Origin of the sequence: Arthrobacter ruber (genome assembly GCF_002954225.1) — a bacterium.
GTDB lineage: Bacteria > Actinomycetota > Actinomycetes > Actinomycetales > Micrococcaceae > Arthrobacter_D > Arthrobacter_D ruber.
In genome coordinates, this window is the sequence record NZ_PPTH01000018.1 from 576,663 (window position 1) to 599,465 (window position 22,803).

Annotated in this window: 20 protein-coding genes and 1 tRNA gene; 15 read left to right on the forward strand and 6 right to left on the reverse strand. The window is 71.0% G+C overall.

The window, feature by feature from the left end; all coding sequences use genetic code 11:
- Positions 1-112: 112 nt before the first annotated feature.
- Positions 113-790: a Crp/Fnr family transcriptional regulator gene (locus CI785_RS16605; protein WP_105033162.1), complete on the forward strand. Its 678-nt coding sequence runs from the start codon at positions 113-115 to the stop codon at positions 788-790.
- A 100-nt stretch (positions 791-890) separates the two neighbouring features.
- Here CI785_RS16605 and CI785_RS16610 read toward each other — a convergent pair whose 3' ends face one another.
- From CI785_RS16610 to CI785_RS16870, 3 genes are read right to left on the reverse strand one after another with little or no spacing between them, the layout of a single operon-like run.
- Complete coding sequence (locus tag CI785_RS16610) at positions 891-1,805, reverse strand: NUDIX hydrolase (RefSeq protein ID WP_105033163.1); 915 nt, start codon at positions 1,803-1,805, stop codon at positions 891-893.
- 3 nt (positions 1,806-1,808) lie between these two features.
- A complete protein-coding gene (locus CI785_RS16615) occupies positions 1,809-2,291 on the reverse strand; it encodes a RidA family protein (RefSeq protein ID WP_105033164.1) in 483 nt (160 codons plus the stop codon).
- Between the two features lie 2 nt (positions 2,292-2,293).
- On the reverse strand, positions 2,294-2,449 hold the full coding sequence (locus CI785_RS16870; RefSeq protein WP_108724255.1) for a Sp36 family protein: 156 nt from the start codon (positions 2,447-2,449) through the stop codon (positions 2,294-2,296).
- Positions 2,450-2,484: 35 nt separating this feature from the next.
- Here CI785_RS16870 and CI785_RS16620 point away from each other — a divergent pair, with 35 nt between their 5' ends.
- From CI785_RS16620 to CI785_RS16640, 5 genes are all read left to right on the forward strand, one after another.
- Positions 2,485-4,788 carry a transglycosylase domain-containing protein gene (locus CI785_RS16620; protein ID WP_105033165.1) on the forward strand — a complete coding sequence of 768 codons (2,304 nt, stop codon included), beginning with the start codon at positions 2,485-2,487 and terminating at the stop codon, positions 4,786-4,788.
- Position 4,789: 1 nt separating this feature from the next.
- Positions 4,790-5,737 carry a metallophosphoesterase gene (locus tag CI785_RS16625; RefSeq protein ID WP_105033166.1) on the forward strand — a complete coding sequence of 316 codons (948 nt, stop codon included), beginning with the start codon at positions 4,790-4,792 and terminating at the stop codon, positions 5,735-5,737.
- Between the two features lie 111 nt (positions 5,738-5,848).
- A complete protein-coding gene (locus tag CI785_RS16630; protein ID WP_105033167.1) occupies positions 5,849-7,684 on the forward strand; it encodes an ABC transporter ATP-binding protein in 1,836 nt (611 codons plus the stop codon).
- Positions 7,681-9,537, forward strand: a complete 1,857-nt coding sequence (locus CI785_RS16635; protein WP_105033168.1) for an ABC transporter ATP-binding protein — start codon at positions 7,681-7,683, stop codon at positions 9,535-9,537. The genes CI785_RS16630 and CI785_RS16635 overlap by 4 nt, the downstream gene beginning before the upstream one ends.
- Before the next feature lie 87 nt (positions 9,538-9,624).
- Positions 9,625-9,701: transfer RNA gene (locus tag CI785_RS16640), tRNA-Pro, on the forward strand.
- 56 nt (positions 9,702-9,757) lie between these two features.
- Here CI785_RS16640 and CI785_RS16645 read toward each other — a convergent pair.
- The 3 genes from CI785_RS16645 to purD all read right to left on the reverse strand — a co-directional run bounded on the left by CI785_RS16645 (position 9,758) and on the right by purD (position 13,255).
- Entirely contained in the window at positions 9,758-10,741 is a 984-nt protein-coding gene (locus CI785_RS16645) for an NHL repeat-containing protein (RefSeq protein WP_240615260.1), read from the reverse strand.
- A 328-nt stretch (positions 10,742-11,069) separates the two neighbouring features.
- On the reverse strand, positions 11,070-11,969 hold the full coding sequence (locus CI785_RS16650) for a phosphoribosylaminoimidazolesuccinocarboxamide synthase (protein ID WP_105033169.1): 900 nt from the start codon (positions 11,967-11,969) through the stop codon (positions 11,070-11,072).
- On the reverse strand, positions 11,966-13,255 hold the full coding sequence (gene purD / locus CI785_RS16655; RefSeq protein ID WP_105033170.1) for a phosphoribosylamine--glycine ligase: 1,290 nt from the start codon (positions 13,253-13,255) through the stop codon (positions 11,966-11,968). Before purD ends, CI785_RS16650 begins: the two co-directional genes overlap by 4 nt.
- A 157-nt stretch (positions 13,256-13,412) precedes the next feature.
- Here purD and CI785_RS16660 point away from each other — a divergent pair, with 157 nt between their 5' ends.
- From CI785_RS16660 to purM, 9 genes are all read left to right on the forward strand, one after another.
- The gene (locus CI785_RS16660; protein ID WP_105033171.1) at positions 13,413-14,984 is read left to right on the forward strand and encodes a molybdopterin-dependent oxidoreductase; all 1,572 of its coding nucleotides are present in this window, start codon (positions 13,413-13,415) and stop codon (positions 14,982-14,984) included.
- A 179-nt stretch (positions 14,985-15,163) separates the two neighbouring features.
- Positions 15,164-16,168, forward strand: coding sequence for an asparaginase (locus CI785_RS16665; RefSeq protein WP_105033172.1), 1,005 nt, complete (start codon positions 15,164-15,166; stop codon positions 16,166-16,168).
- Between the two features lie 13 nt (positions 16,169-16,181).
- Positions 16,182-16,547, forward strand: coding sequence for a sterol carrier family protein (locus CI785_RS16670; protein WP_105033173.1), 366 nt, complete (start codon positions 16,182-16,184; stop codon positions 16,545-16,547).
- Positions 16,544-18,112, forward strand: a complete 1,569-nt coding sequence (locus CI785_RS16675; protein ID WP_105033174.1) for a DUF2079 domain-containing protein — start codon at positions 16,544-16,546, stop codon at positions 18,110-18,112. The genes CI785_RS16670 and CI785_RS16675 overlap by 4 nt, the downstream gene beginning before the upstream one ends.
- 19 nt (positions 18,113-18,131) lie before the next feature.
- Positions 18,132-18,542, forward strand: coding sequence for a hypothetical protein (locus CI785_RS16680; protein WP_240615261.1), 411 nt, complete (start codon positions 18,132-18,134; stop codon positions 18,540-18,542).
- Positions 18,543-18,669: 127 nt separating this feature from the next.
- A complete protein-coding gene (locus tag CI785_RS16685) occupies positions 18,670-18,843 on the forward strand; it encodes a DUF1059 domain-containing protein (protein ID WP_105033175.1) in 174 nt (57 codons plus the stop codon).
- 20 nt (positions 18,844-18,863) lie between these two features.
- Positions 18,864-20,006 carry an EAL domain-containing protein gene (locus CI785_RS16690; protein ID WP_240615262.1) on the forward strand — a complete coding sequence of 381 codons (1,143 nt, stop codon included), beginning with the start codon at positions 18,864-18,866 and terminating at the stop codon, positions 20,004-20,006.
- 69 nt (positions 20,007-20,075) lie between these two features.
- Positions 20,076-21,635 (forward strand): amidophosphoribosyltransferase, encoded by a 1,560-nt coding sequence (gene purF / locus CI785_RS16695; protein ID WP_105033176.1) that lies wholly within the window; start codon positions 20,076-20,078, stop codon positions 21,633-21,635.
- Positions 21,632-22,744 (forward strand): phosphoribosylformylglycinamidine cyclo-ligase, encoded by a 1,113-nt coding sequence (gene purM / locus CI785_RS16700; protein WP_105033177.1) that lies wholly within the window; start codon positions 21,632-21,634, stop codon positions 22,742-22,744. Before purF ends, purM begins: the two co-directional genes overlap by 4 nt.
- Positions 22,745-22,803: the final 59 nt, after the last annotated feature.

Here is a 22,803-nt window from a genome sequence, read left to right on the forward strand (position 1 = left end):
CCGGCAGTGATCGAAGTGTGTATCAGTCGTCACATCCGCTCCGGTACGGCAAGATGGACAGGAGAAGACAGCGGGGACAGCCGCGGAACGACACCACGCATCAGGAGAATTCATGGACATCGAGGTACTGCGCCGGGCACCCCTCTTCGCATCACTGGGAGACGACGTCTTCGCGGCGCTGACGGACGAGCTCATCGAGGTGGATCTCCCCCGCGGTTCGTCGGTCTTCCGTGAGGGGGACCAGGGCGACCAGCTGTACTTCATCGTCTCCGGCAAGATCAAGCTCGGACGCACCGCCCAGGACGGGCGCGAGAACCTCCTCGCGATCCTGGGCCCGGGTGAGCTGTTCGGCGAGATGGCATTGTTCGATCCGAGTCCCCGCACCGCGACCGCGACCGCCGTGTCCGAGACGCGCCTCGCCGGGCTGAAGAACGAGGACCTCCGGGCCCTGCTCGAGACACGCCCCGAGGTGTCGGCCCAGCTGCTGCAGGCCCTTGCCCGCCGCCTCCGCCGCACCAACGAGTCGCTCGCCGACCTGGTCTTCTCCGACGTCCCCGGGCGCGTGGCGAAGGCCCTGCTGGATCTGGCGGACCGCTTCGGCCGGCCGGCCACCGACGGCATCCTCGTGGCGCACGAACTCACGCAGGAGGAGCTCGCGCAGCTCGTCGGGGCGTCCCGCGAGACGGTCAACAAGGCCCTCGCCGAGTTCGTCCAGCGCGGCTGGCTCCGCCTCGAGGCGCGCGCCGTCGTCATCCTCGACATCCAGCGCCTGCGCCAGCGCAGCCGCTGAGGTCCGGATGGCGGAAGGCACCCGCCGCCGGCGGGTGCCTTCCGCCATCCGGGTGGGGGTGTCAGCTGGGTGGCCTGACGCCGCCATCCGGGTGGGCGCGTCAGCGCCCCCGCTGCACCGATCCGCCCTCGGTGAGCTTGGGGCACTCGACCTGGAGCACGAGATCGCCGTCGTGCTCCTCGAGCTGCGGGTGGTACAGCTTCACCGGGCGCTTGTGGGAGAGATAGGCGATACAGCCGCGCGAGGAGCCGATCTTCTCCAGGATGATCTCGACCGCCGGCACCGCCAGCTCGCTCAGGGTGCGGCCCACCGTGTTCGGCTGGCCCACCTCGTCGCCGAGCCGGGTGGTGTCGCGGTCGGCGATCTCCTGGGCCGCCCAGCGCCACTGTCCCCAGACGCCCTTGCTCGCGAGGATGCTCGGCTCCTGGTTCACGGGCTGCGCCGCGGCGAAGTAGTGGGTGTCGAAGCGGCGGTGCGCGAAGTCGGGGGTGACCCAGTGCGAGATCGGCTTGATGAGGTCGGTCCGGACGCCGAGGCCGCGACGGCCGAGGATGTCCGCGAAGCGGCACTCGCCCTCGTTGATGGCCTCGCGCGCCTTCATCCACTCCTTCACCTGCGTGCCCTCGACGAGGGACGACGCATCGGGACCGGCGAGCAGGACGCCGGTCTCCTCGAACAGCTCCCGGATGGCGCACAGCACGTGCCGGCGGGCCACGCGGTGGTCCTCGACGCCGAGGGTCTTCGCCCACATCGACGGCGTGGGCCCGAACCAGCGCAGCTCGTCGTCGTCGGACTCCTCGATGCTCCCGCCCGGGAACCCGAGGACGCCCAGGGGCGACTGCCCGCGCCGGTAGGACAGGTAGGTCTCCGTGCCGATCGCGCTGTCGCGCAGGAGGACCACGGACGACGCCGGCCGGGCCTTCAGCGGTGTGCGCTCCCCGTGTTCGATCCAGCTCTGCGCCGCCGTGCGCTGGTCCGGGGCCACAGGGAAGAACCGGGTGCTGAGACGGTCCACGGCCTAGACGAACTCCGCGATGACCTCGACCTCGACGGGCGAGTCGAGGGGGAGGACGGCCACGCCGACGGCGGACCGGGCATGCACCCCGGCATCACCGAGGACGGCGCCGAGCAGCTCGGACGCTCCGTTGATCACGGCGGGCTGACCGGTGAACGAGGGATCGGATGCCACGTATCCGACGACCTTCACGATCCGCGTGATGCGGTCGAGGTCCCCGATCTGGCTCTTGATCGCGGCGAGGGCGTTCACGGCGCAGGCGGCTGCGAGGGACGCCGCCGCTGCGGCGTCGACGTCGGCCCCGACCTTGCCCGTGGCTGTGAGTTTGCCCCCAATGAAGGGCAGCTGGCCCGAGGTGTACACGTGGCTGCCGGTGACGACGGCCGGGACGTAGGAGGCCACCGGGGGGACCACGTCGGGAAGGGCGATGCCGAGGTCCGAGAGGCGTGCCTCGACGGCGGAAACCGCCGTATCTCCAGCAGGCACTGCTAGCTCTTCTCCCTCTTGAGGTACGCCACGAGGCCGTTCCCGTCCGGTCCGGGGACCACCTGCACGAGCTCCCACCCGTCCTCGCCCCACTGGTCGAGGATCTGCTTCGTCGCATGGATGATGAGCGGAATCGTGGAGTACTCCCATTTCGTCATGAGGAAAGCCTAGCGCGTGCTTGTAAACTGGAATAATGGCTGCGCGCAAATCACCCCTCTTCGACACGGCAACCACCCTCGGCAAGATCATTGCATTCCTCGGGATCAGTGGGCTCGCGGGTGTGCTCGCCGCGGGCCTCCTCGTGCCCGTGGCTGCCGCCGCGGGTACGGGCGCCTCCGCCTCCCTCCAGTTCTTCGAGGAACTGCCGGCCGAGCTGGAGCGCGAGGCACTCGCCCAGCCGACCAACATCCTGGCCGCGGACGGATCGCTCATCGCGACCCTCTACGAGGAGAACCGCCAGCCCGTCACCCTCGATCAGGTGTCCCCGTACATGAAGGACGCCCTGATCGCGATCGAGGACTACCGCTACTACGACCACGGCGGCGTGGATCTCGAGGGCATCCTCGGCGCGATCGCCAGCAACGTGTCGAGCGGCACCCAGCGCGGGGCATCGACCCTCACGCAGCAGTTCGTCACGAACACCCTGAACGACTCGGCCCGCCAGAACGGCGGGGAGGTCACGCTCAACGGCGGCGGCAAGTCCGTCGGCGACAAGCTCCGCGAGATGAAGCTGGCCATCGCCGTCGAGAAGGAGCTCAGCAAGGACGAGATCCTCGAGGGCTACCTCAACATCGTGCAGTTCAGCGGCACGAGCTACGGTGTGCAGGCCGCGTCAAAGTACTTCTTCAGCGTGGACGCCAAGGATCTGTCCATCCCGCAGAGCGCCCTGCTGGCGGGCCTCGTCAACGGCCCGAGCTACTACAGCCCCACGGAGAACCCCGAACGGTCCCTCGAGCGGCGCAACCTCGTGCTCAACGCCATGCTCGTGCACGGCAAGATCACGCAGGAGGAGTACGACGCCGCCGTCGCCACGGATCTCGGCCTCAATGTCACCCCGACGCTGAGCGGTTGCGTCGGCGCCGCCCAGGCCCCGTACTTCTGCGACTACGTCACGCACCTCATCCTCAACGACCCCGCCTACGGCGAGACGGTGGAGCAGCGCAGGAAGGTGCTGAACCGGTCCGGCCTCACCATCAAAACCACGCTCGACTCCCGCGTCCAGGCGGCCGCACAGACCGCGATCAACGAGACCGCGAACCCCGACAGCACCGACGGCGCGGTGGGCCACTCCATGGTGAGCCTCGACCCCAAGACGGGGAACATCCTGTCGATGGGCCAGAACACGCGCTACATGCCCGGAGAGGCACCCGGCGACTCGGTCCTCAACTTCAACGTGGACCAGTACCAGGGCGGCGATCCCGCGAAGAGCCTCGGCGGCGTCGGCGGATTCCAGCCCGGGTCGACCTTCAAGCCCTTCACGGTCGCCGCGTGGGTGGATTCCGGCCGCTCCCTGAACACGGCCATCGACGGCCGCAAGCGCGTCTACCCCGAGGGCGACAAGTGGCCTGCGAGCTGCCTCCCCGGCGGCTCCTACACCGTCCTCAGTGACGACGGCAAGGGCTACTCCCCGCAGAACTACGGGGACACGAACTACGGCACTTTCACCGTCCTGCGAGGACTGGCCCAGTCCTACAACACCATCACGATGGAGACCGCCCGCCAGCTCGACATGTGCAAGATCTTCAGCATGGCGAACGACATGGGCATCCACAACGGCAAGAGTGCCAGCGGCGAGGAGGAGAGCCTCGACGTCCTCGCGCCAGGACTCATCGGCGGCGTGCAGGACGTCGCACCGCTCTCCATGGCGACGGCGTACGGAGGATTCGCGGCCGAGGGCAGTGTCTGCCAGCCGCGGGCCATCACCGAGGTGACCGCCGCGGACGGCACCAGCTACCCGGTAGCCCCCGTGACCTGCAAGCAGGCGATCTCCAAGGAGACCGCCCAGGGCGTCAACTACGCCACCCAGGAGGTCATCAAGAGCGGTTCGGGCCAGCTCCTCGAGTTCGGGGACATCCCCATGGCCGGCAAGACCGGCACCAACGACCAGCGCTCGCAGACCTGGTTCATGGGCTACAACTCGGGCATGGTCACCGCGAGCTGGATCGGCAACTGGAAGGAGGGCAACACCTCCCTGAGCGGCCTGCAGATCGGCGGGCGCACCTACCCGGAGATCGACGGTTCGCTGATCGCCGCCCCGTCATGGGCACGCTTCATGCAGCAGATCCCCGGCCTGTACGTCGGCACGCCCTTCGCCAACCCTCCGGCTGCCATGATCAACGGCACCCAGCGCGGGACCAACCCCACCCGCCCCACCACACCCGCCACCCCGGGCGCCGGGACGAACACCGGTGGAACTGGCACCGGCGGTACCACCGGTGGTACCACTGGAGGAACCGGCGGCGCTGCCGGCAACAACGGCAACGGAGGCAACGGCTAGCGTGAAATCGACTTCTACATCCCGGAGCGGGGCACCGCTCGGCTGGGCGGCAGGCCTCACCCTGACCACGGCGGCCGCAACCCTCGCCTACGCCTCGACCGTCGAGCGCACGCTGTACCAGGTGCGGGAGGAGACCCTCCCCATCCTCCCGCAGGGCTCCTCTCCCCTACGCGTGCTGCACCTGTCCGACATCCACATGGTCCCCGGGCAGAAGTCGAAGGCGAACTGGCTCTCCAGCCTCGCGAGCCTGAAGCCCGACCTCGTGGTCAACACGGGTGACAACCTGAGCTCCAGGAAAGCCCTGGGACCGCTGCTCGAGGCGCTGGAACCCCTCCTGGGGGTGCCGGGCGTCTTCGTTCCCGGGTCCAACGACTACTACGCCCCCGTGTTCAAGAACCCGCTGCGGTACTTCGCCGGCCCGTCCATCGCGCCGAAGGCGTCGGAGCCCCAGGACCTCCCGTGGGCGGACATGTTCAGCGCCTTCGGTGCTGCCGGCTGGGTGGACCTGACCAACCGGGCGCAGTCCGTCGGCTTCGGAGGCCTCCGCATCGACTTCACCGGTGTGGACGATCCGCACCTGGGCCGTGACCGCTATGTGCCCTACCCCGCGGGCAGCAGCACCTCCGCCGAGGCGCCCCACATCCGGGTGGCCGTGGCACACGCCCCCTACCAGCGCGTGCTGGACTACTTCACCGACGGCGGAGCGGACCTGATCCTCGCCGGCCACACGCACGGCGGCCAGGTGTGCGTGCCCGGCTACGGTGCCCTGGTCAGCAACTGCGACCTGCCCACCTGGCGGGCTCGCGGGCTCACGCAGTGGGAGCACGACGGCCGCTCCGTGCCGCTCAACGTCTCGGCCGGCATCGGGACATCGCGTTTCGCGCCGATCCGGTTCGCCTGCCGGCCGGAAGCCGTGCTCCTGACGCTTACCCCCCGGAGCGCGCGTTAGCCACTGCTTCCTGCTTCTTCGGATTCCCGTAACGTGATCGGCGTTACAGCCCTGCTGGCCTAGGATGGTTGCTGAGGGACACCAACCACCATCGATCACCGAAGAGATGGCATGAAGCACCAGAACACACTGCGGGAATCGCTCGGGCGGCTCTATCCGCACGTCCGCCCCATCCTTCCGCGACTCCTCCTCGGCCTGCTCTGCGCCCTCGGCGCGAGCGTCATGGCCCTCGCCATCCCCCAGGTGCTGCGCATCCTCATCAACGACGCGCTGGCCGAGGGCGGCTCCGCCCGCACCGTCTGGATCGCGTCCGGCGTCGTGCTGCTCCTGGGGGTCCTCGAGGCCGCCTTCGTGGCGCTGCGCCGCCAGTTCGTCATCACACCGGCGACGGCTGTGGAGACGAACATGCGCACCTCGTTCTACCGGCACCTGCAGGACCTGACGGTCGAGTTCCACGACCGCTGGGGCAGCGGCCAGCTCCTCTCCCGCGCCATGAGCGACCTCAACCTGATGCGGCGCTGGATGGCCTTCGGCCTCATCATGCTCGTGGTGACCTCGCTGACCGTGGTGATGGGCGTCGTCGTCATGTTCTTCATGAGCTGGGTCTTGGCCCTGATCTTCGTCGCGGCCGCCGTGCCGCTCATGGTCTACGGCTACCGTTTCCGTACGTCCTACAGCCGTGTCTCCCGCAAGAGCCAGGACCAGGCCGGCGACCTCGCGACGACGGTCGAGGAGTCGGTGCACGGCATCCGCGTGCTGAAGGCGTTCGGTCGCAGCGGCGAGGCCCTGGAGGACTTCGAGGAGCAGGCCGAGGAACTGCGCCGGACCGAGATCTTCAAGGCGCGGTCCCTCGCGAACTTCTCCATGATCGTCACCCTGCTGCCGGAGCTCGCGCTCGGTGCGTCCCTCGTCGTCGGGATCACCCTCGCGGCGAGCGGTGACGTCTCCATCGGCGCGCTCGTGGCCTTCTTCGCCACGGCGGCAGCGGTGGCGGGTCCCGTGGAGTTCATCGGCCCTCTGCTGGCCATGACGTTCACGGCGAAGACGGCCATCGACCGGCACTACGAGGTCATGGAGTCGGAGAACACCATCACCGATCCGGCGTCGCCCGTGCACCTCCGGGCACCCCGGGGCGACCTGGTGTTCGACGCCGTCCACTTCCGCTACCCCGACGCACAGGACGACGCCGGCGACGTCCTCGACGGCATCGACCTGCGGCTGCGGGCCGGCGAGACCATGGCGCTCGTCGGCGTCACGGGCTGCGGCAAGAGCACCCTGCTCCAGCTCGTCCCGCGCCTGTACGACGTCACGTCAGGCAGCATCAGCATCGACGGCGTGGACCTGCGCGCCCTCACGCTCGGGGAGCTGCGCACGCTCGTCGCCGTCGCGTTCGAGGACACCACGCTGTTCTCGAACTCCGTGCGCGACAACGTGCTCATGGGCTCCGACGCCACCGGCGCGGACGCCGAGAGGATCCTCGCCGAGGCGCTCGATGTGGCGCAGGCCCAGTTCGCCCACGAGCTGCCCGACGGGCTCGACACCCTCATCGGCGAGGAGGGGCTCAGCCTCTCCGGCGGCCAGCGCCAGCGCATCGCCCTCGCACGCGCGATCGCCGCCCAGCCCACGGTGCTCGTCCTCGACGACCCGCTCTCGGCGCTCGATGTCGCCACGGAGGAACGCGTCTCGGAGGGGCTGCGCGCGGTGCTCACCACCACCACGACGCTCATCGTCGCACACCGGCCCTCCACGGTGGCCCTGGCGGACCGGGTGGCGCTGCTGCAGGACGGGCGGGTGGCCGATGTCGGGACGCACTCCGAACTGCTCGCCCGCAACGACCACTACCGCTACGTCATCGCGAGCCTCGACGACGAGGAGATCGCGCAGCTGGGACGCACCGTCCCGCCCCTGCAGCAACCCGCGCACGACGACGAGGAGGCGCTGGCATGAGCCGCACCACGGCAGCAACGGGCGGGGCGCCGAAGGACGGAGCCGGCACCACCTCCGCCGGCGTGCTCAACGAGGACGACGTCCTGCTCGACCGGGCGCAGAGCAGGTCGGTCCGCTCGCGGTCCTTCCGGCTCCTGGGTTCCCTCATCCGGCCCAACCGCCGGCAGTTCGTCTGGACCGTCCTGCTGGTCGTGATCTCGCAGGCGGCCCGTGTGGCCGGACCGGCGATCATCGCGCTCGGCATCGACCGCGCCCTGCCCGCCCTGATCGCGGGCGATCCGCTCCTGCTGTGGGTGGCCGGCGGGACGTACTTCCTCGCCGCCGTGCTCGCCTCCGTGCTGACCGCGGGCTATGTCCGCGCGACGGCGCAGCTCAGCCAGGCCATGCTGCTGGACCTGCGCCTGCGGGTGTTCCGTCATACCCAGCGGCTGAGCCTCGAGTTCCACGAGAAGTACACCTCGGGGCGCATCATCTCCCGCCAGACCTCGGACCTCGAGGCCCTGCGCGAACTGCTGGACTCGGGCGTCAGCTCCCTGGCCTCGGGCGCCATCTTCATGCTCTTCACGGCGGCCACGATCTTCGCCCTGGACTGGCGGACCGGCTTCCTCATCCTCGCCGCCGCCGTGCCCATGTTCCTCCTGGCACGCTGGTACCAGAAGCACTCCCAGATCGCGTACCGCGAGTCCCGGGTGGTGTCGGCGAAGCTGATCGTCCACTTCATCGAGACGATGACCGGCATCCGCGCCGTCAAGGCCTTCCGTCGCGAGGCGGTCAACGCCCGGCGCTACGACGACCTCGCGGAGGACTACCGCAGGGTCACCGTCCGCTCCATCAACCTCAACGGCGTCTTCCAGCCCGGCCTCGTGCTGATCGGCAACGTGACCGTCGCCGTCGTGCTGGTGTCCGGCGGTTTCCGGGTGCTCGGCGGCACGCTCGAGGTGGGTGCCCTCCTGGCCCTGCTGCTCTACAGCAAGCGCTTCTTCCAGCCCGTGGACCAGATGGCCATGTTCTACAACTCGTTCCAGTCGGCCGCCGCGGCACTCGAGAAGGTCTCGGGCCTGCTCGAGGAGGTCCCCACCGTCCGGCCCCCGAAGCACCCGGTGTCCCTGCCGCACCCTCGCGGTGCCGTCGAGTTCCACGACGTCTCGTTCCGGTACGGGAACGGCCCGGTGGTGCTGCCCATCATGGACCTGGCCATCGGTGCCGGACAGACCGTCGCCCTCGTGGGCCAGACGGGTGCCGGCAAGTCCACGCTGGCCAAGCTGATCGCGCGTTTCTACGACGTGTCCGAGGGCAGCCTGACGCTCGACGGCGTGGACCTGCGGGACCTCGCCCCGAAGGACCTGCGGCGCGCCGTCGTCATGGTGACACAGGAGGCGTTCCTCTTCAGCGGATCCGTGGCGGACAACATCGCCCTCGGCAAGCCCGAGGCGAGCCGTGAGGAGATCGTCGCGGCTGCGCGGGCCGTCGGAGCCGAGAAATTCATCCTCGACCTGCCGGAGGGCTTCGACACGGACGTGAACAAGCGCGGCGGCCGTGTCTCGGCCGGGCAGCGGCAGCTCATCAGCTTCGCCCGCGCGTTCCTCGCCGACCCGGCGGTCCTGATCCTCGACGAGGCGACGTCGTCGCTCGACATCCCGAGCGAGCGCCTGGTGCAGGAGGGCCTCCAGAAGCTCCTCGGCAACCGGACGGCCCTGATCATCGCGCACCGGCTCTCCACCGTGGCGATCGCGGACCGCGTGCTCGTGGTGCACGGCGGCGAGGTGGTGGAGGACGGCACGCCTGCCGAGCTGATCGGCGGGACGGGCCGTTTCGCGACCCTTCATGCGGCGTGGAAGGACTCCCTGGTGTGAGCTCCGGGCCCGGTTTTCCTCGCCGCTGATCCTCGGCTATCCTTGGACAGTTGCGGTTCGGGTGGTTCGGCCTTCCGGGTGCAGCATCGGGGTGTGGCGCAGCTTGGTAGCGCGCGTCGTTCGGGACGACGAGGTCGCAGGTTCAAATCCTGTCACCCCGACCATCTGGAAGAGGCCCGCCGGCAGCAGCCGGCGGGCCTCTTCCATGTCCCGGCTGCCGTCAGCGTGCGGGAACCGTCACCACCTCGTACCCGTCCGGATCGACTGCCCCGAACTTCGCGTTGGCGAGCGCCAGGGTGTTGCCGAACAGCGCCACCGTGGTGGGGACGTCGAAGAGCGGACTGGTGATGACGTCCTCCACCTCGCCGCTGGTGAGGTCCTTCGACAGGTCGATCCTGCTGACCTGGTTGATCCTGTTCTGCACCGCATACAGGGTGTCCCCCTTGGCAAGGATGCCGTCGACGTTGGGCAGCGCGCCCGTGGCGATGTCCGCGCTCCGGCCCGTCGTGGGGTCCACGGTGTAGAGGGCCTGGTTGGCCGAGTGGGCCACGATCAGCGTCCTGCCGCGATCCACCGAGGTGATGCCGTTGAGGTTGAATCCCGGCGTCACCGCTGCTGCAGGTCCCGACAGGGCGATCGTGGTCGGTGCGCCGAGCACTCCCTTCCGCCCCACCGGGATGAAGTAGAGCTCCGCGCTGCGTGAGTTGGTGAAGTAGGCGCCGTCCGGGGTGAGCGTGACGTCGTTGATGAAGGCGTCCCCGGTGGCCAGTCGGAAGTCCGCCACCTCGGCGCCGGTGCGGGTGTCGTAGACGTACGCGTGGCCCGTCGCTCCGCCCGAGACGAAGAGGAGGTCGTTGCGGATGTCGGCCTTGAGGCCGACGGCGGCCCTGCCCTCGGGTGCGTCGATGAACAGGGCTGCGGTGCCCTTCCGGATGTCACCGCGGAAGATGTCACCGCGGCCGAGATCGCCGGCGTAGAACGTGGAGCCCCTCCCCTCGGCGACGCCCTCGGCCGACGAGGCGCCCGGAAGCGGGATGCTGGTGCCCTGGTGCCGCGAGGCGGACACCGGGGTCTGGGGCGACGGCGGTGCGGCGACCGCGCCGGCCGCCGGCAGCAGGAGGGCGCCCGCGGCGACGACGGCGACGACTGCGCGGGTCCGGGTAGGGGTACGGGATGATCGGCGGGTGTGCTGGATGGGATTCACTGTGCTCCTCGAAGGTTCGACGCCGGTCGTCGCCCTGAGGGTCCGCACGGCGCAGTGTCGGATCAAGCTGTGTCGGATCGAGCTGGGCCGGGAGACGTGATCATCGTGAACGTCGGCCGCCTCCGGCCCGGCACCGGTTGGAGCCGGGCCGAAACGATAACGATCCGTCCGCGGTCATCGTCCCCCGGACCACCGCAGCGGCCTGTCGCCCGCCGTCGTTCGTGGTTCCTGCCGCACGGAGAGGTGTGGAGCGCGTGACGGCGCACGAACGGCCGCCGCGCCGGATGAACCGGGAACGACGGCGAGCGCCGAGGCAGCCGAGGACGCGTCAGGCGAAGGTGCGGCCGGTCAGCCGCTCGTACGCCTCGATGTAGCGGGCGCGCGTGCGCTCGACGACGTCGTCGGGCAGCGCCGGCGGCTCCGACCGCCGGTCCCAGCCCGCGGCGTCGGAGGTGAGCCAGTCGCGCACGAACTGCTTGTCGAACGAGGGCTGTGCCTGCCCGGGCGCGTAGAGCGCGGCGTCCCAGAAGCGCGAGGAGTCCGGCGTCAGGACCTCGTCGCCCAGCGTGATCCGGCCCGTCGCGGGGTCGAGGCCGAACTCCACCTTGGTGTCCGCGAGGATGATCCCGCGCTCCCGGGCGATGGCCTCGGCACGCGCGTAGATGTCCAGGGTGAGCGCGCGGAGCTGGGCCGCGGCGTCGTCGCCCACGGTCATGACGACGGCGTCGTAGGTGATGTTCTCGTCGTGCTCGCCCACCTCCGCCTTGGCCGAGGGCGTGAAGAGCGCGGGCTCCAGGCGGGATCCGTCCACGAGCCCCTCGGGCAGCGGCAGCGAGCAGACCGTCCGGGACGCCCGGTACTCGAGCAGCCCGCTGCCGGTGAGGTAGCCGCGGGCGATGCACTCGATCGGGTACATGACGAGGTTCCGGCAGATCATCGCCCGCCCCTCCACCTCGGCGGGTACGCCGCCCGCCACATCGGAGGCGATGACGTGGTTCGGGATGCCGGACAGACGCTCGAACCACCACAGGCTGAGCTGCGTCAGCACGCGCCCCTTGTCGGGGATGGCGGTGGCCAGGACGTGGTCGTAGGCGCTGATGCGGTCGCTGGCGACCACGAGCACGACGTCGTCGGACCCGTCCTCCCGCTCGTACAGGTCACGGACCTTGCCCGAGTAGACGTGCCGCCAGCCCGGCAGCTCCGGGTGCGCCGGCGCGAAGCCGCTCATACCGACGCCGCCGGACCGGTGACGGCGACCTCGGCGCGGGAGGCCCGGAGGGCGATGTCCGAGCGGGACTGCCCGCCCTCGAGCTCGATCAGGGACAGGCCCTCGTAGGCCGTGGACCGCGCGTCCCCGAGGGAGTCCCCGAGGCCGACCACGGCGAGGACCCGCCCGCCGGAGCTGACCACCTTGCCGTCCCGCAGCGCAGTACCGGCATGCAGTACGTGCGCGCCGTCCACCCTCGCGGCCTTCTTCAGGCCCCGGACGCGTCGTCCGGTCGCGGGGGCATCGGGATAGTTCTCGGACGCGAGGACGACGGCGACGGCCGCCTGCGGCGACCACACGAGCGGGTCGATCTGGTCGAGGGTGCCCTTGGCGGCCGCGAGCAGCACGCCTCCGAGCGGCGTCACCAGCCGGGCGAGGACGGCCTGGGTCTCGGGGTCGCCGAACCGTGCGTTGAACTCGATGACGCGCATCCCGCGCGAGGTGAGGGCGAGCCCCACGTAGAGGACCCCGGCGAAGGGTGTCCCGCGGTGGGCCATCTCGTCGACGACGGGCTGTGCCACGCGGGTGAGGACCTCCTCGACGAGCGTCGCCGGTACCCATTCCAGCGGCGAGTAGGCGCCCATGCCGCCGGTGTTCGGCCCCTGGTCGCCGTCGTGGATGCGCTTGAAGTCCTGGGCAGGTGCGAGCGGCACCACGGTGTGCCCGTCGGAGAGGACGAACAGCGAGACCTCGGGGCCGTCGAGGAATTCCTCGATCACCACGGTGCCGCCGGCCTCGAAGCACGCGGAGGCGTGGGCACGGGCGGCGTCGAGGTCGTCGGTGACCACCACCCCCTTGCCCGCGGCGAGCCCGTCGTCCTTCACCACGTAGGGGGCGCCGAAGGTGCACAGCGCCTCGTTCGCCTCCTCATCGGTGGCGGCGACGCGTGCCATCGCGGTGGGCACGCCGGCGGCCGCCATGACCTGCTTGGCGAAGGCCTTCGACGCCTCGAGCTGGGCGGCGGCCTTCGTGGGGCCGAAGACGGGGATGCCGGCGTCGAGCAGCGCATCGGCGACGCCGGCCGCGAGCGGGGCCTCGGGGCCGACGACCACGAGATCGGAGCCGAGTGTGCGGGCGAGGTCGGTGACGACGGCGGGATCGTTGGCGTCGACGTCGTGCACGGGGACGTCCTCGGCGATGCCCGCGTTGCCGGGAGCGGCGTGCACCTCCCGGACGAAGGGGTCGGCCAGCAGGGCCCGGACGATGGCGTGTTCGCGGCCCCCGGGGCCCAGCACAAGAACCTTCACAGTAGGACAGCGTACTGGAGGGGGCGGTGCCGACCCAGATTCCTGCGTCCGTTCGATGTCACATGAAGGACCCGTCGGCGCCGCAGGAACACCCGGCCGGCATCCGGTCCTGGCGCCCGCTACCCATACCCCCTCCGTGCCTCTCCGAATACTTGCCATGAGCAACTCCACCCAGCCCCGCCGCGGTACGTCCCTCCTCGCCGCCCTGGCCGGGATCGTCGCGGCCGGCGTGGTGCTCGGGATCGCCGAACTCGCCGGTGCCTTCTTCCGCGCCAGTGCCACCCCGGTGGTCGCGATGGGCTCCACCTTCATCGACTTCACCCCGCCGTGGATGAAGGATTTCGCGATCGACACGTTCGGCACCAACGACAAGCTGGCCCTGCTGGTCGGCATGGCCGTCACCATCGCGCTCCTGGCCGCCGTCCTCGGCGTCGTGGCCTTCCGGAGGTGGGTCCTCGGCGCGGCCGGCGTCCTGCTCATGGGTGCCATCATCCTGGCCTGCGTCCTGACCCGCGCCGGTGCCTCCGTGGCGGATGCGCTGCCGACCGTCGCCGGCACCGCTGCGGGCCTGTTCGCACTCCGCTGGCTCACCAGGCGCCTGCGGTCCGCCGTCGCCGATCCCGGCGCCGAGCCGGCACTCGTCGAGAGCCGGCCGCACACCCCCTCGCGTCGCGGGTTCTTCGCGGCCGCGGGCGTGACCGCCGTCGTCGCCGCGGCGGCCGCGGGTGGCGGGCGCCTCCTCGCCGGTGCCCGTAACAACGTGGCCGCGGTGCGCAGCGGCCTGCAGTTCCCCGCTCCGGCCAGCCCTGCGCCGGCCCTTCCTGCCGGCGTGCAGTCCCCCGTCGCGGGCGTGACACCCTTCGTCACCCCGAACGCGGACTTCTACCGCATCGACACCGCGCTCAGCGTCCCGCAGCTCAGCACCGAGGACTGGGTCCTGCGCGTGCACGGCATGGTGGAGGAGGAGTTCGAGCTCTCGTACCAGGACCTCCTCGACGCGGACCTGATCGAACGCCATGTCACCCTCACGTGCGTCTCCAACCCGGTGGGCGGGGACCTCGCCGGCAACGCGAAGTGGCTCGGCTATCCGCTGCGCGAGGTCCTCGCCCGGGCCAGGCCCCTCGACGGGGCGGACATGGTGCTGTCCACGAGCTCGGACGGCTTCAGCGCCTCCACCCCCCTGCCCGTGCTGCAGGACGACCGCGACGCCATCCTCGCCATCGCCATGAACGGGGAACCGCTGCCCGTGGAACACGGGTTCCCCGTCCGCATGGTGGTGCCCGGGCTCTACGGCTACGTGTCCGCCACCAAGTGGGTGGTGGACCTCGAGGTGACCCGCTTCGCGGATCGGACGGCGTACTGGACGGACCGCGGCTGGGCCGAGCAGGGCCCCATCAAGACGATGGCCCGCGTCGAGGTCCCGAAGCCCTTCGCGACGCTCGACGCCGGCACGGTCGGGATCGGCGGCGTCGCCTGGTCCCAGCAGCGGGGCATCACCGAGGTCGAGGTCTCCGTCGACGGCGGTGACTGGGAGTCCGTCACGCTCGCCGCCGAGGCGTCCGTGGACACCTGGCGCCAGTGGTCGCACCAGCTGACCCTCGAACCCGGACCTCACACCCTCCGCGCGCGGGCGACCGACGGCGTCGACGGCCTGCAGACCGATGAGCGTGCGGATACCGTCCCGGACGGGGCCTCCGGCTGGCAGACCGTGCAGTTCAGCGTGAAATAGCGCGTCCCGAGCCGGGAGTGACGACGCTCCCCCAGGTCTGCGCCCACCGGATGTCCGTTCCCTCCGGTGGGCGCAGTTGCGCCGGCTCACCGCCCGGGCGGGACGGTCCCTCCGGCGAGGGGCCGGCCGGACCCGTGCTGCGCCCGAAGGCGGCACCCCGAGTAGGGAATACTGGACGCATGCCCTCCACCTTCACTACGGCCGACGCCGTGGACTTCGCGGTCCTGGAACGCAACGGCTTCATCGAGTCCCGCCACGTGGGTGCCGCCGTCGTGCTCGCCGCCGACGGCTCCGTCGTGACCGAACTCGGCGACATCACCAGCCCGGTCTTCCCGCGCTCCACCCTCAAGCCGTTCCAGGCGCTCGCCAGCATGAAGGCCGGCGTGCCCCTGCGCGGCCCCCAGGTGGCTCTGGCCGCCGCCAGCCACGTGGCCGGCATCGAGCACATGGACGTGGTGCGCACGATGCTCGACGCCGCCGGCGTCACCGAGGAGCACCTCCAGTGCCCCGAGGACTGGCCGCAGGACGAGGAGGCCCGCAACGGGCTCGTGCGCAGCGGAAAGGGCAAGCAGCGCATCGCGTTCAACTGCTCGGGCAAGCACGCCGCCTTCCTGTGGGCCTGCACGGAGAACGGCTGGGACACCGCCACGTACCTCGAGCCCACGCATCCGTTGCAGCGCTCGGTGGCATCGGTCATCGAGGAGTACACGGAGGAATCGGTGGCGGCCTGGGGCGTGGACGGCTGCGGCGCCCCCGTGGCCGCCGTCTCGCTGACAGGCCTCGCGCGCGGCATCGGCAGGATCGCCAAGGCGCCGTCGGACAAGCACGCCGACGCCCGCGCCGCGACGATCGCCACCGCGATGCTCGACTACCCGTGGGCGGTGCACGGCAACGGCATGGAGAACTCGGTGGTCATGGAGGACCTCGGGATCCTCGCCAAGAGCGGCGCGGAGGGTGTCCTCGTCCTGGGCGCGCCCACCGGGGCATCCCTGGCCCTGAAGGTCCTGGACGGCAATTCCCGGGCGGCGACCCTCGTGGGCCTGACCCTCTTCGCAGCCTCCGGCGCGATCGACGCGGAGAAGGTGAGCGCGGTCCTCGAGAAGGTCGTCCCACCGATCCTCGGCGGCGGACGTCCCGTCGGCAGCCTGCGGCTCGCCGCGCCCGTCATGGCGCTGCTCGACTAGGACCGGCGGCACCATGGCACGACGACGCATCACCCCCGAGGACGGGCACCGGGCACTGCATCGGGTGGCCGACGGCTCGGCCGTCCGCGCGGACCTCGCGACCGCCGTCCGCTTCACCCTCGAGGAGCTCGCCGAGCTGGCCCCCGGCAACAGCGTGGAGGTGCGGGTGCCGCCCTTCGGCGTGACCCAGTGCGTCGAGGGCCCGCGCCACACGCGAGGTACTCCCCCGAACGTCGTCGAGACGGATGCCGCCACCTGGCTCGCCCTGATCGCGGGCACGACGGACTGGCCCGCGGCGGTCGCGGCGGGCAGGGTCGCGGCGTCGGGCCAGCGCGCGGACCTCAGCGCCTGGCTCCCCCTGTTCGGGCGTACCGCGTGACCACCGACCGGTCCCTGGGCTCGAGACGAACGGGCGGCCCCGGAACGGGATCGACCGCGGCACCGACGGCAGTACCCGCGCCGCCACCGACGGAAGCACCGGCCCCGCGCCCGACCGCGCCACCGACGACCGAGCCCGCCCACGGGACCGACTCCTCCCGCGGGCAGTCCCTGCCCCGTCGCGCCCTCGCAGCAGTCCGCCGCCAGCCCGCCGCCGCGTGGCTGACCGGGCTCGCTGCGGCCGCCCTCTACACGGTCTTCTCCGTCACCCAGTGGAACCAGCTCGGCTCGCCGTCCTGGGACCTCGGGATCTTCACGCAGCTCGCGAAGGCGTATGCCGGTCTCGGCGCCCCGATCGTGCCCATCAAGGGCGAGGGCTTCAACCTGCTCGGCGACCACTTCCACCCGTTACTGGTGCTGCTCGCGCCCGCCTACGCCATCGCGCCGTCGGGTCTGACCCTGCTGATCGTGCAGAACCTCCTCTTCGGCCTCTCGGTGGCCGTGGTCACCCGGGCGGGGACGCGGCTGATCGGGACGGTCGCGGGCATCGCCGTCGGGACCGCCTACGCCCTCTCCTGGGGACTGCAGTCGGCGGTCGCCGCCCAGTTCCACGAGATCGCCTTCGCCGTCCCCCTCCTGGCCCTCAGCCTCGAGGCCGTGCTGCGGCGGCGTGTGGTGCCCGCCGTCGTGTGGGGCGGGCTGCTCGTCTTCGTCAAGGAGGACCTCGGGCTGACCGTCCTGGCCCTCGGACTGGTGATCGCCTGGCGGCTGCGCACGGTCGTCGGGCTGTGGTTGGCCGCATGGGGCGCGCTGTGGCTGATCCTCTCGGTCCGCCTGATCCTGCCCGCGCTCAACGCCGCGGGCCAGTACGACTACTCCGACCGGATCGACGTCGGTGCGATGCTCGGCGACCCCGCGGGCGCCGTCGCCGGCCTCCTCGCCGGCACGGCGAAGTACCAGACGCTGCTGTTGCTGCTGCTCGCCGGCGGCCTCCTGTTCCTCCGCTCCCCGCTCGGCCTCGTCCTGCTGCCCACCCTCCTGTGGCGGTTCGCCTCGAGCGAGGAGTGGTACTGGGGTCCCGACTGGCACTACAGCGCGGTCCTCATGCCCGTGCTCTTCCTCGCCCTGATCGACGGCGTGCAGCACCTCAGGAGGAGCCCCCGCGCCTGGCTCCGCGGCACCGCGCCGGCAGGTGTCGCCGCCGCCGTCGTCGCGTGCCTCGTGCTGCTGCCGGCCCAGAAGTTCGCCGTCCTCGCCGAACCGGAGACCTACCGGCAGTCCGAGCGCTGGGACGCCGCCCACCGCATGATGGACCTCATCCCCGCCGGTGCCACCGTGGAGAGCGGCGTGGTGCTCATGGCCTACCTCGTCCCCGAGGCACGCGTGTACTGGCTCGGCAACACGAACCCGGCGCCCGAGTACCTGATCGTCGACGCCGACGACTGGAGCTGGGGCGCCACCCGTCCGGTCGACGCCGAGGCCCACGCCGAGCAGCACTATCCGGGGACCGACTACACGCTCGTGTTCAGCGAGGCGGGCTACCAGCTCGTCGAGCAGCGACGCTGACGCCCGGTAGCCTTAAACCATGACCTCCGAGCCGTCCAGCAGCACCCCCGAGCAGCCGAACAGCACCCCCGACACCCGCGGCGCAGTACCGGCGGACGGGCAGCCCACCCCCGCGGACAGGATCGAGCCCGTCCGTGACGCAGCTCCCCCCGCGTCCGCCTCCCGTGAGGTGACCATCCGCCGGGCGCCGAAGTTCGTCCCCTTCATGCTGCTGGGGGCGCTCGCCGGCTTCCTCGTGGCGCTCGTGGTCGCCTACACGGGGCCGGAGGATCCCACCCTCACGCGCGAGTCGATCCTCGGTTTCTTCACCGTCGCGTTCGCCCTGCCCGGCCTTCTGCTCGCCGCCCTGCTGGTGCTCGTCATCGACCGGCGCAGCATCAGGCGCGCCGAGCGCGCCCGCGCCGAGCGGACGTACGACGACGGCGCCTGATCAGCTCCCGGCCTCCCGCCGGGAGACGCGTCGCCAGGAACGCTAACGGTGTGTCCCCGCCGGGCGATAGTAGGCAGCGGTGTCCGACAGGACAGCAGACCGTTCGGCCAGGGAAGAGGGACACACCATGAAGGCATTCGCCTGCGGAGACGTCGTGCCGGGCTGCGACGCCCGCTGGGTCTGCAGCACCGATGACGAGATCCTCGCCGCCGTTGGCGCACATGCCGCATCCGCCCACGGACTGACCGACATAACGCCCGAACTCGTCGGCGCGGTCCGCGGCAGCATCGTCGCTGCTTGATCCTGCTGCATCCTCCCGCCGTGCCGGCCACGCACCAGCACCAGGACCACGGCCTACCCGGGGCCGCGGAGCTGGCCCGTGCCTGTACGGGCGAGGGCATGGCCTCCTGGTACCAGCCGATCATCGACACGGCACGCGGCACCGTGGTGGGCTACGAGGCGCTCGCGCGGTTCCCCGGCTACACGGAGAAGAACCCGGAGGTGTGGTTCGCGGCCGCGCAGCATGCCGGGCGTGCCGCCGACCTCGAGGCTGCCGCCCTGCGCAGCGCGTTCGCCCACCGCGGGACCCTGCCCGCGAACTGCTTCCTCACCGTCAACGTGTCCCCCCACCTGCTTCCGTCGCCCGTCGTGCAGGCCGTCTGGGCCGACCAGGGGCACCTGGGCGGGGTGATCGTGGAACTGACCGAGCAGACGCCGATCGACTCGTACCTCGAACTGGAGCCGTTCCTCCACGCCCTGCGCGCCGCGGGGGCATTGATCGCGGTCGACGACGCCGGATCCGGGTACGCCGGCCTGCAGCACCTGCTCACGCTGCGGCCCTCCGTGATCAAGCTGGACCGTGAGCTGGTCCGCGATGTCGACGTCGACGAGGCCAGACGCGCCCTGATCGAGATGCTCGGGCTGTTCGCGAGCAGGGTGGACGCCTGGATCCTCGCGGAGGGCATCGAGAGGGTCGAGGAACTCGACACCCTCGCCGCCCTGGGGGTCCCGCTCGTCCAGGGCTACCTGCTGGGGCGCCCGGCGCCGCCCTGGCAGGCGCTCGACCTCGATGTCGCGCTGCGCCTCTCGACCCGCTCCCCCACCTCGCAGGCCTCCACCGTGCGCGGCGTCGTCGAACCGGTGGCCACCGCGGCATCACCGCGCGCCGCGGCGGCGCTCTTCGCGGCCAAGCCGTTCCTCACCGACGTCGTGCTCCTCGACAATCGCAGGCCCGTGGCCGTCCTGTCCGAGGAGGAGGCACGCCTGGGGGTCGTGACCGCCGGACTCGTGGTGAATGTGGACACCCCCGTGGACGAGGCGCTGCAACGATCGATCACGCGGGACAGGAGCACCCGGTTCGCCCCGCTGCTCGTCACCGACAACGCGGGCCGCTTCGTGGGCATCGCGCGCCTGGAACGTCTGATCGGGCGGCTCGCAGGCAACCCGCCCGCCCCGTCCGCCTGACCGATGGCAACCCGGCCGGGGCTCCGGACCGGCGCGGGCGGCGCCCGCACACCGTGAGAGAATGGCCGCATGGTGCGCGGTGACGGACAACTCTCCCACGATCTTCTTCCCGGCGAGAAGGGACCACAGGATGCCTGCGGTGTCTTCGGCGTCTGGGCGCCCGGCGAGGAGGTGGCCAAACTCGCGTACTACGGTCTGTACGCCCTGCAGCACCGCGGCCAGGAATCGGCGGGCATCGCCACGAGCGACGGCCGTCGCATCAACGTCTACAAGGACATGGGCCTGGTGTCCCAGGTCTTCGACGAGTCCACGCTGAACACGCTGGCCGGCCATATCGCCGTCGGCCACTGCCGGTACTCCACCACCGGCTCCTCGCACTGGGCCAACGCCCAGCCCACGCTCGGCGCCACCGCCGCCGGCACCGTGGCCCTCGCCCACAACGGCAATCTCACCAACTCCGCCGAGCTCTACCAGATGGTCCTCGCCCGCCACGGCAAGCCCCGCGCCGGGGAGCTCGCGCAGGGCAACACCACCGACACCGCCCTCGTCACCGCGCTCCTCGGCGGTGACGACGACCGTTCGCTCGAGCAGACGGCCCTGGAGCTGCTGCCGAGCATCCGCGGGGCCTTCTGCTTCGTCTTCATGGACGAGGGCACGCTCTACGCCGCACGCGACCCCTACGGCGTGCGCCCCCTCGTCCTCGGCCGCCTCGAGCGCGGGTGGGTGGTCGCCTCGGAGCAGGCGGCCCTCGCCACGGTCGGCGCGAGCTACATCCGGGAGATCGAGCCCGGCGAGTTCATCGCCATCGACGAGGACGGCGTGCGCAGCAGCCGCTTCGCCCCGCCGAGCCCTGCAGGCTGCGTCTTCGAGTACGTGTACCTGGCCCGGCCCGACGCCGCGATCGCCGGGCGCTCCGTGTACGAGGCGCGCGTGGAGATGGGACGGCAGCTGGCCCGCGAGAATTCGGCCGCGGCGGACATCGTGATCCCGGTCCCGGAGTCCGGCACCCCCGCCGCCGTGGGCTTCGCGGAGGAGTCCGGCATCCCCTTCGCCCACGGCTTCGTGAAGAACGCGTACGTGGGCCGTACGTTCATCCAGCCCAGCCAGACGCTGCGGCAGCTCGGCATCCGCCTCAAGCTCAACGCCCTCGAGTCAGTGATCCGCGGCAAGCGCATCATCGTGGTCGACGACTCCATCGTCCGCGGCAACACGCAGCGCGCCGTCGTGCGGATGCTGCGTGAGGCCGGGGCCGCCGAGGTGCACGTCAAGATCTCCTCGCCGCCGGTGCGCTGGCCCTGCTTCTACGGCATCGACTTCGCGTCCCGCGCGGAGCTGATCGCCAACGGTGCCGCGATCGACGAGATCAGCAAGTCCATCGGCGCCGACAGCCTCGCGTACATCTCCGAGGACGGCATGATCGACGCGACGCAGCAGCCCCGCGAGCGCCTGTGCACGGCCTGCTTCACCGGGAAGTACCCCATCGAACTGCCCGACACCGACCGTCTGGGCAAGAACCTCCTCGAGCGGCTCGACCCCGCGGACAAGGCGGGAGCCACAGGATGCGATCCCGGCCCCGATGCCGAGTTCGAAGCCGTCCTGACTGCCGAAGACAAGAAAGAGCGGGTATGAGCGTGTCCGGTCCCATCACGTACGCCAGCGCAGGAGTGGACGTCGAGGCGGGTGACCGCGCCGTCGAGCTCATGAAGGACGCCGTGCGCGCGACGCACGGCGAGCAGGTCATCGGCGGGGTGGGCGGCTTCGCCGGGCTCTTCGACGTCTCACGCCTGCTCACCTACACGCGGCCGCTGCTGGCGACGTCGACCGACGGCGTGGGCACCAAGGTGGCGATCGCGCAGGCCATGGACATCCACGACACCATCGGCTTCGACCTCGTGGGCATGGTGGTCGACGACATCGTGGTGGTCGGCGCGGAGCCGCTGTTCATGACGGACTACATCGCGTGCGGGAAGGTGGTCCCGGAGCGCATCGCGGACATCGTCCGCGGCATCGCGGCAGGCTGCTCGGCCGCCGGCACGGCCCTCGTGGGCGGGGAGACGGCGGAGCACCCGGGCCTGCTCGGCGAGCACGAGTACGATGTCGCCGGCGCCGCCACGGGCGTGGTCGAGGCCGACCGCGTGCTCGGCCCCGAGCGCGTCCGCGCGGGCGACGTCGTGATCGCGATGGCGTCCTCGGGCCTCCACTCCAACGGCTACTCCCTGGTGCGCCGCGTCATCAACCAGGCCGGCTGGGCGCTGGACCGGCAGGTGTCCGAACTCGGGCGCACGCTCGGCGAGGAACTCCTCGAGCCCACACGCATCTACGCCGCGGACTGCCTCGCGCTGACCCGCGACGACGCCGCCCAGGTGCACGGCTTCAGCCACGTCACCGGGGGCGGGCTCGCGGCGAACCTCGCCCGCGTGCTGCCCCGCGGGCTCGAGGCCACCGTGGACCGCTCCACCTGGGAACTCCCGCCCGTCTTCACGCTCGTGGCGCAGCTCGGGAACGTCCCGCTGCCGGATCTCGAGCGGACACTGAACCTCGGAGTGGGCATGGTCGCGATCGTCGGTGCCTCCGGCGCCGACGCCGCCCTCGCGCGCCTCACCGCGGCGGGCGTGCCCTCCTGGGTGATGGGCAGCGTACAGGCCGCGGGCACCGGGGCCACCGACGGACCCGACTACGTGCAGGGCGCCAAGGGCGTGGACGGCGGATCGGTGCGGCTGCTCGGCGCCTACGCCTGACCGGTACGACGAAGCCCCTGCCCTCCGAGGAGGACAGGGGCTTCGGCGTGCCGGGGAAC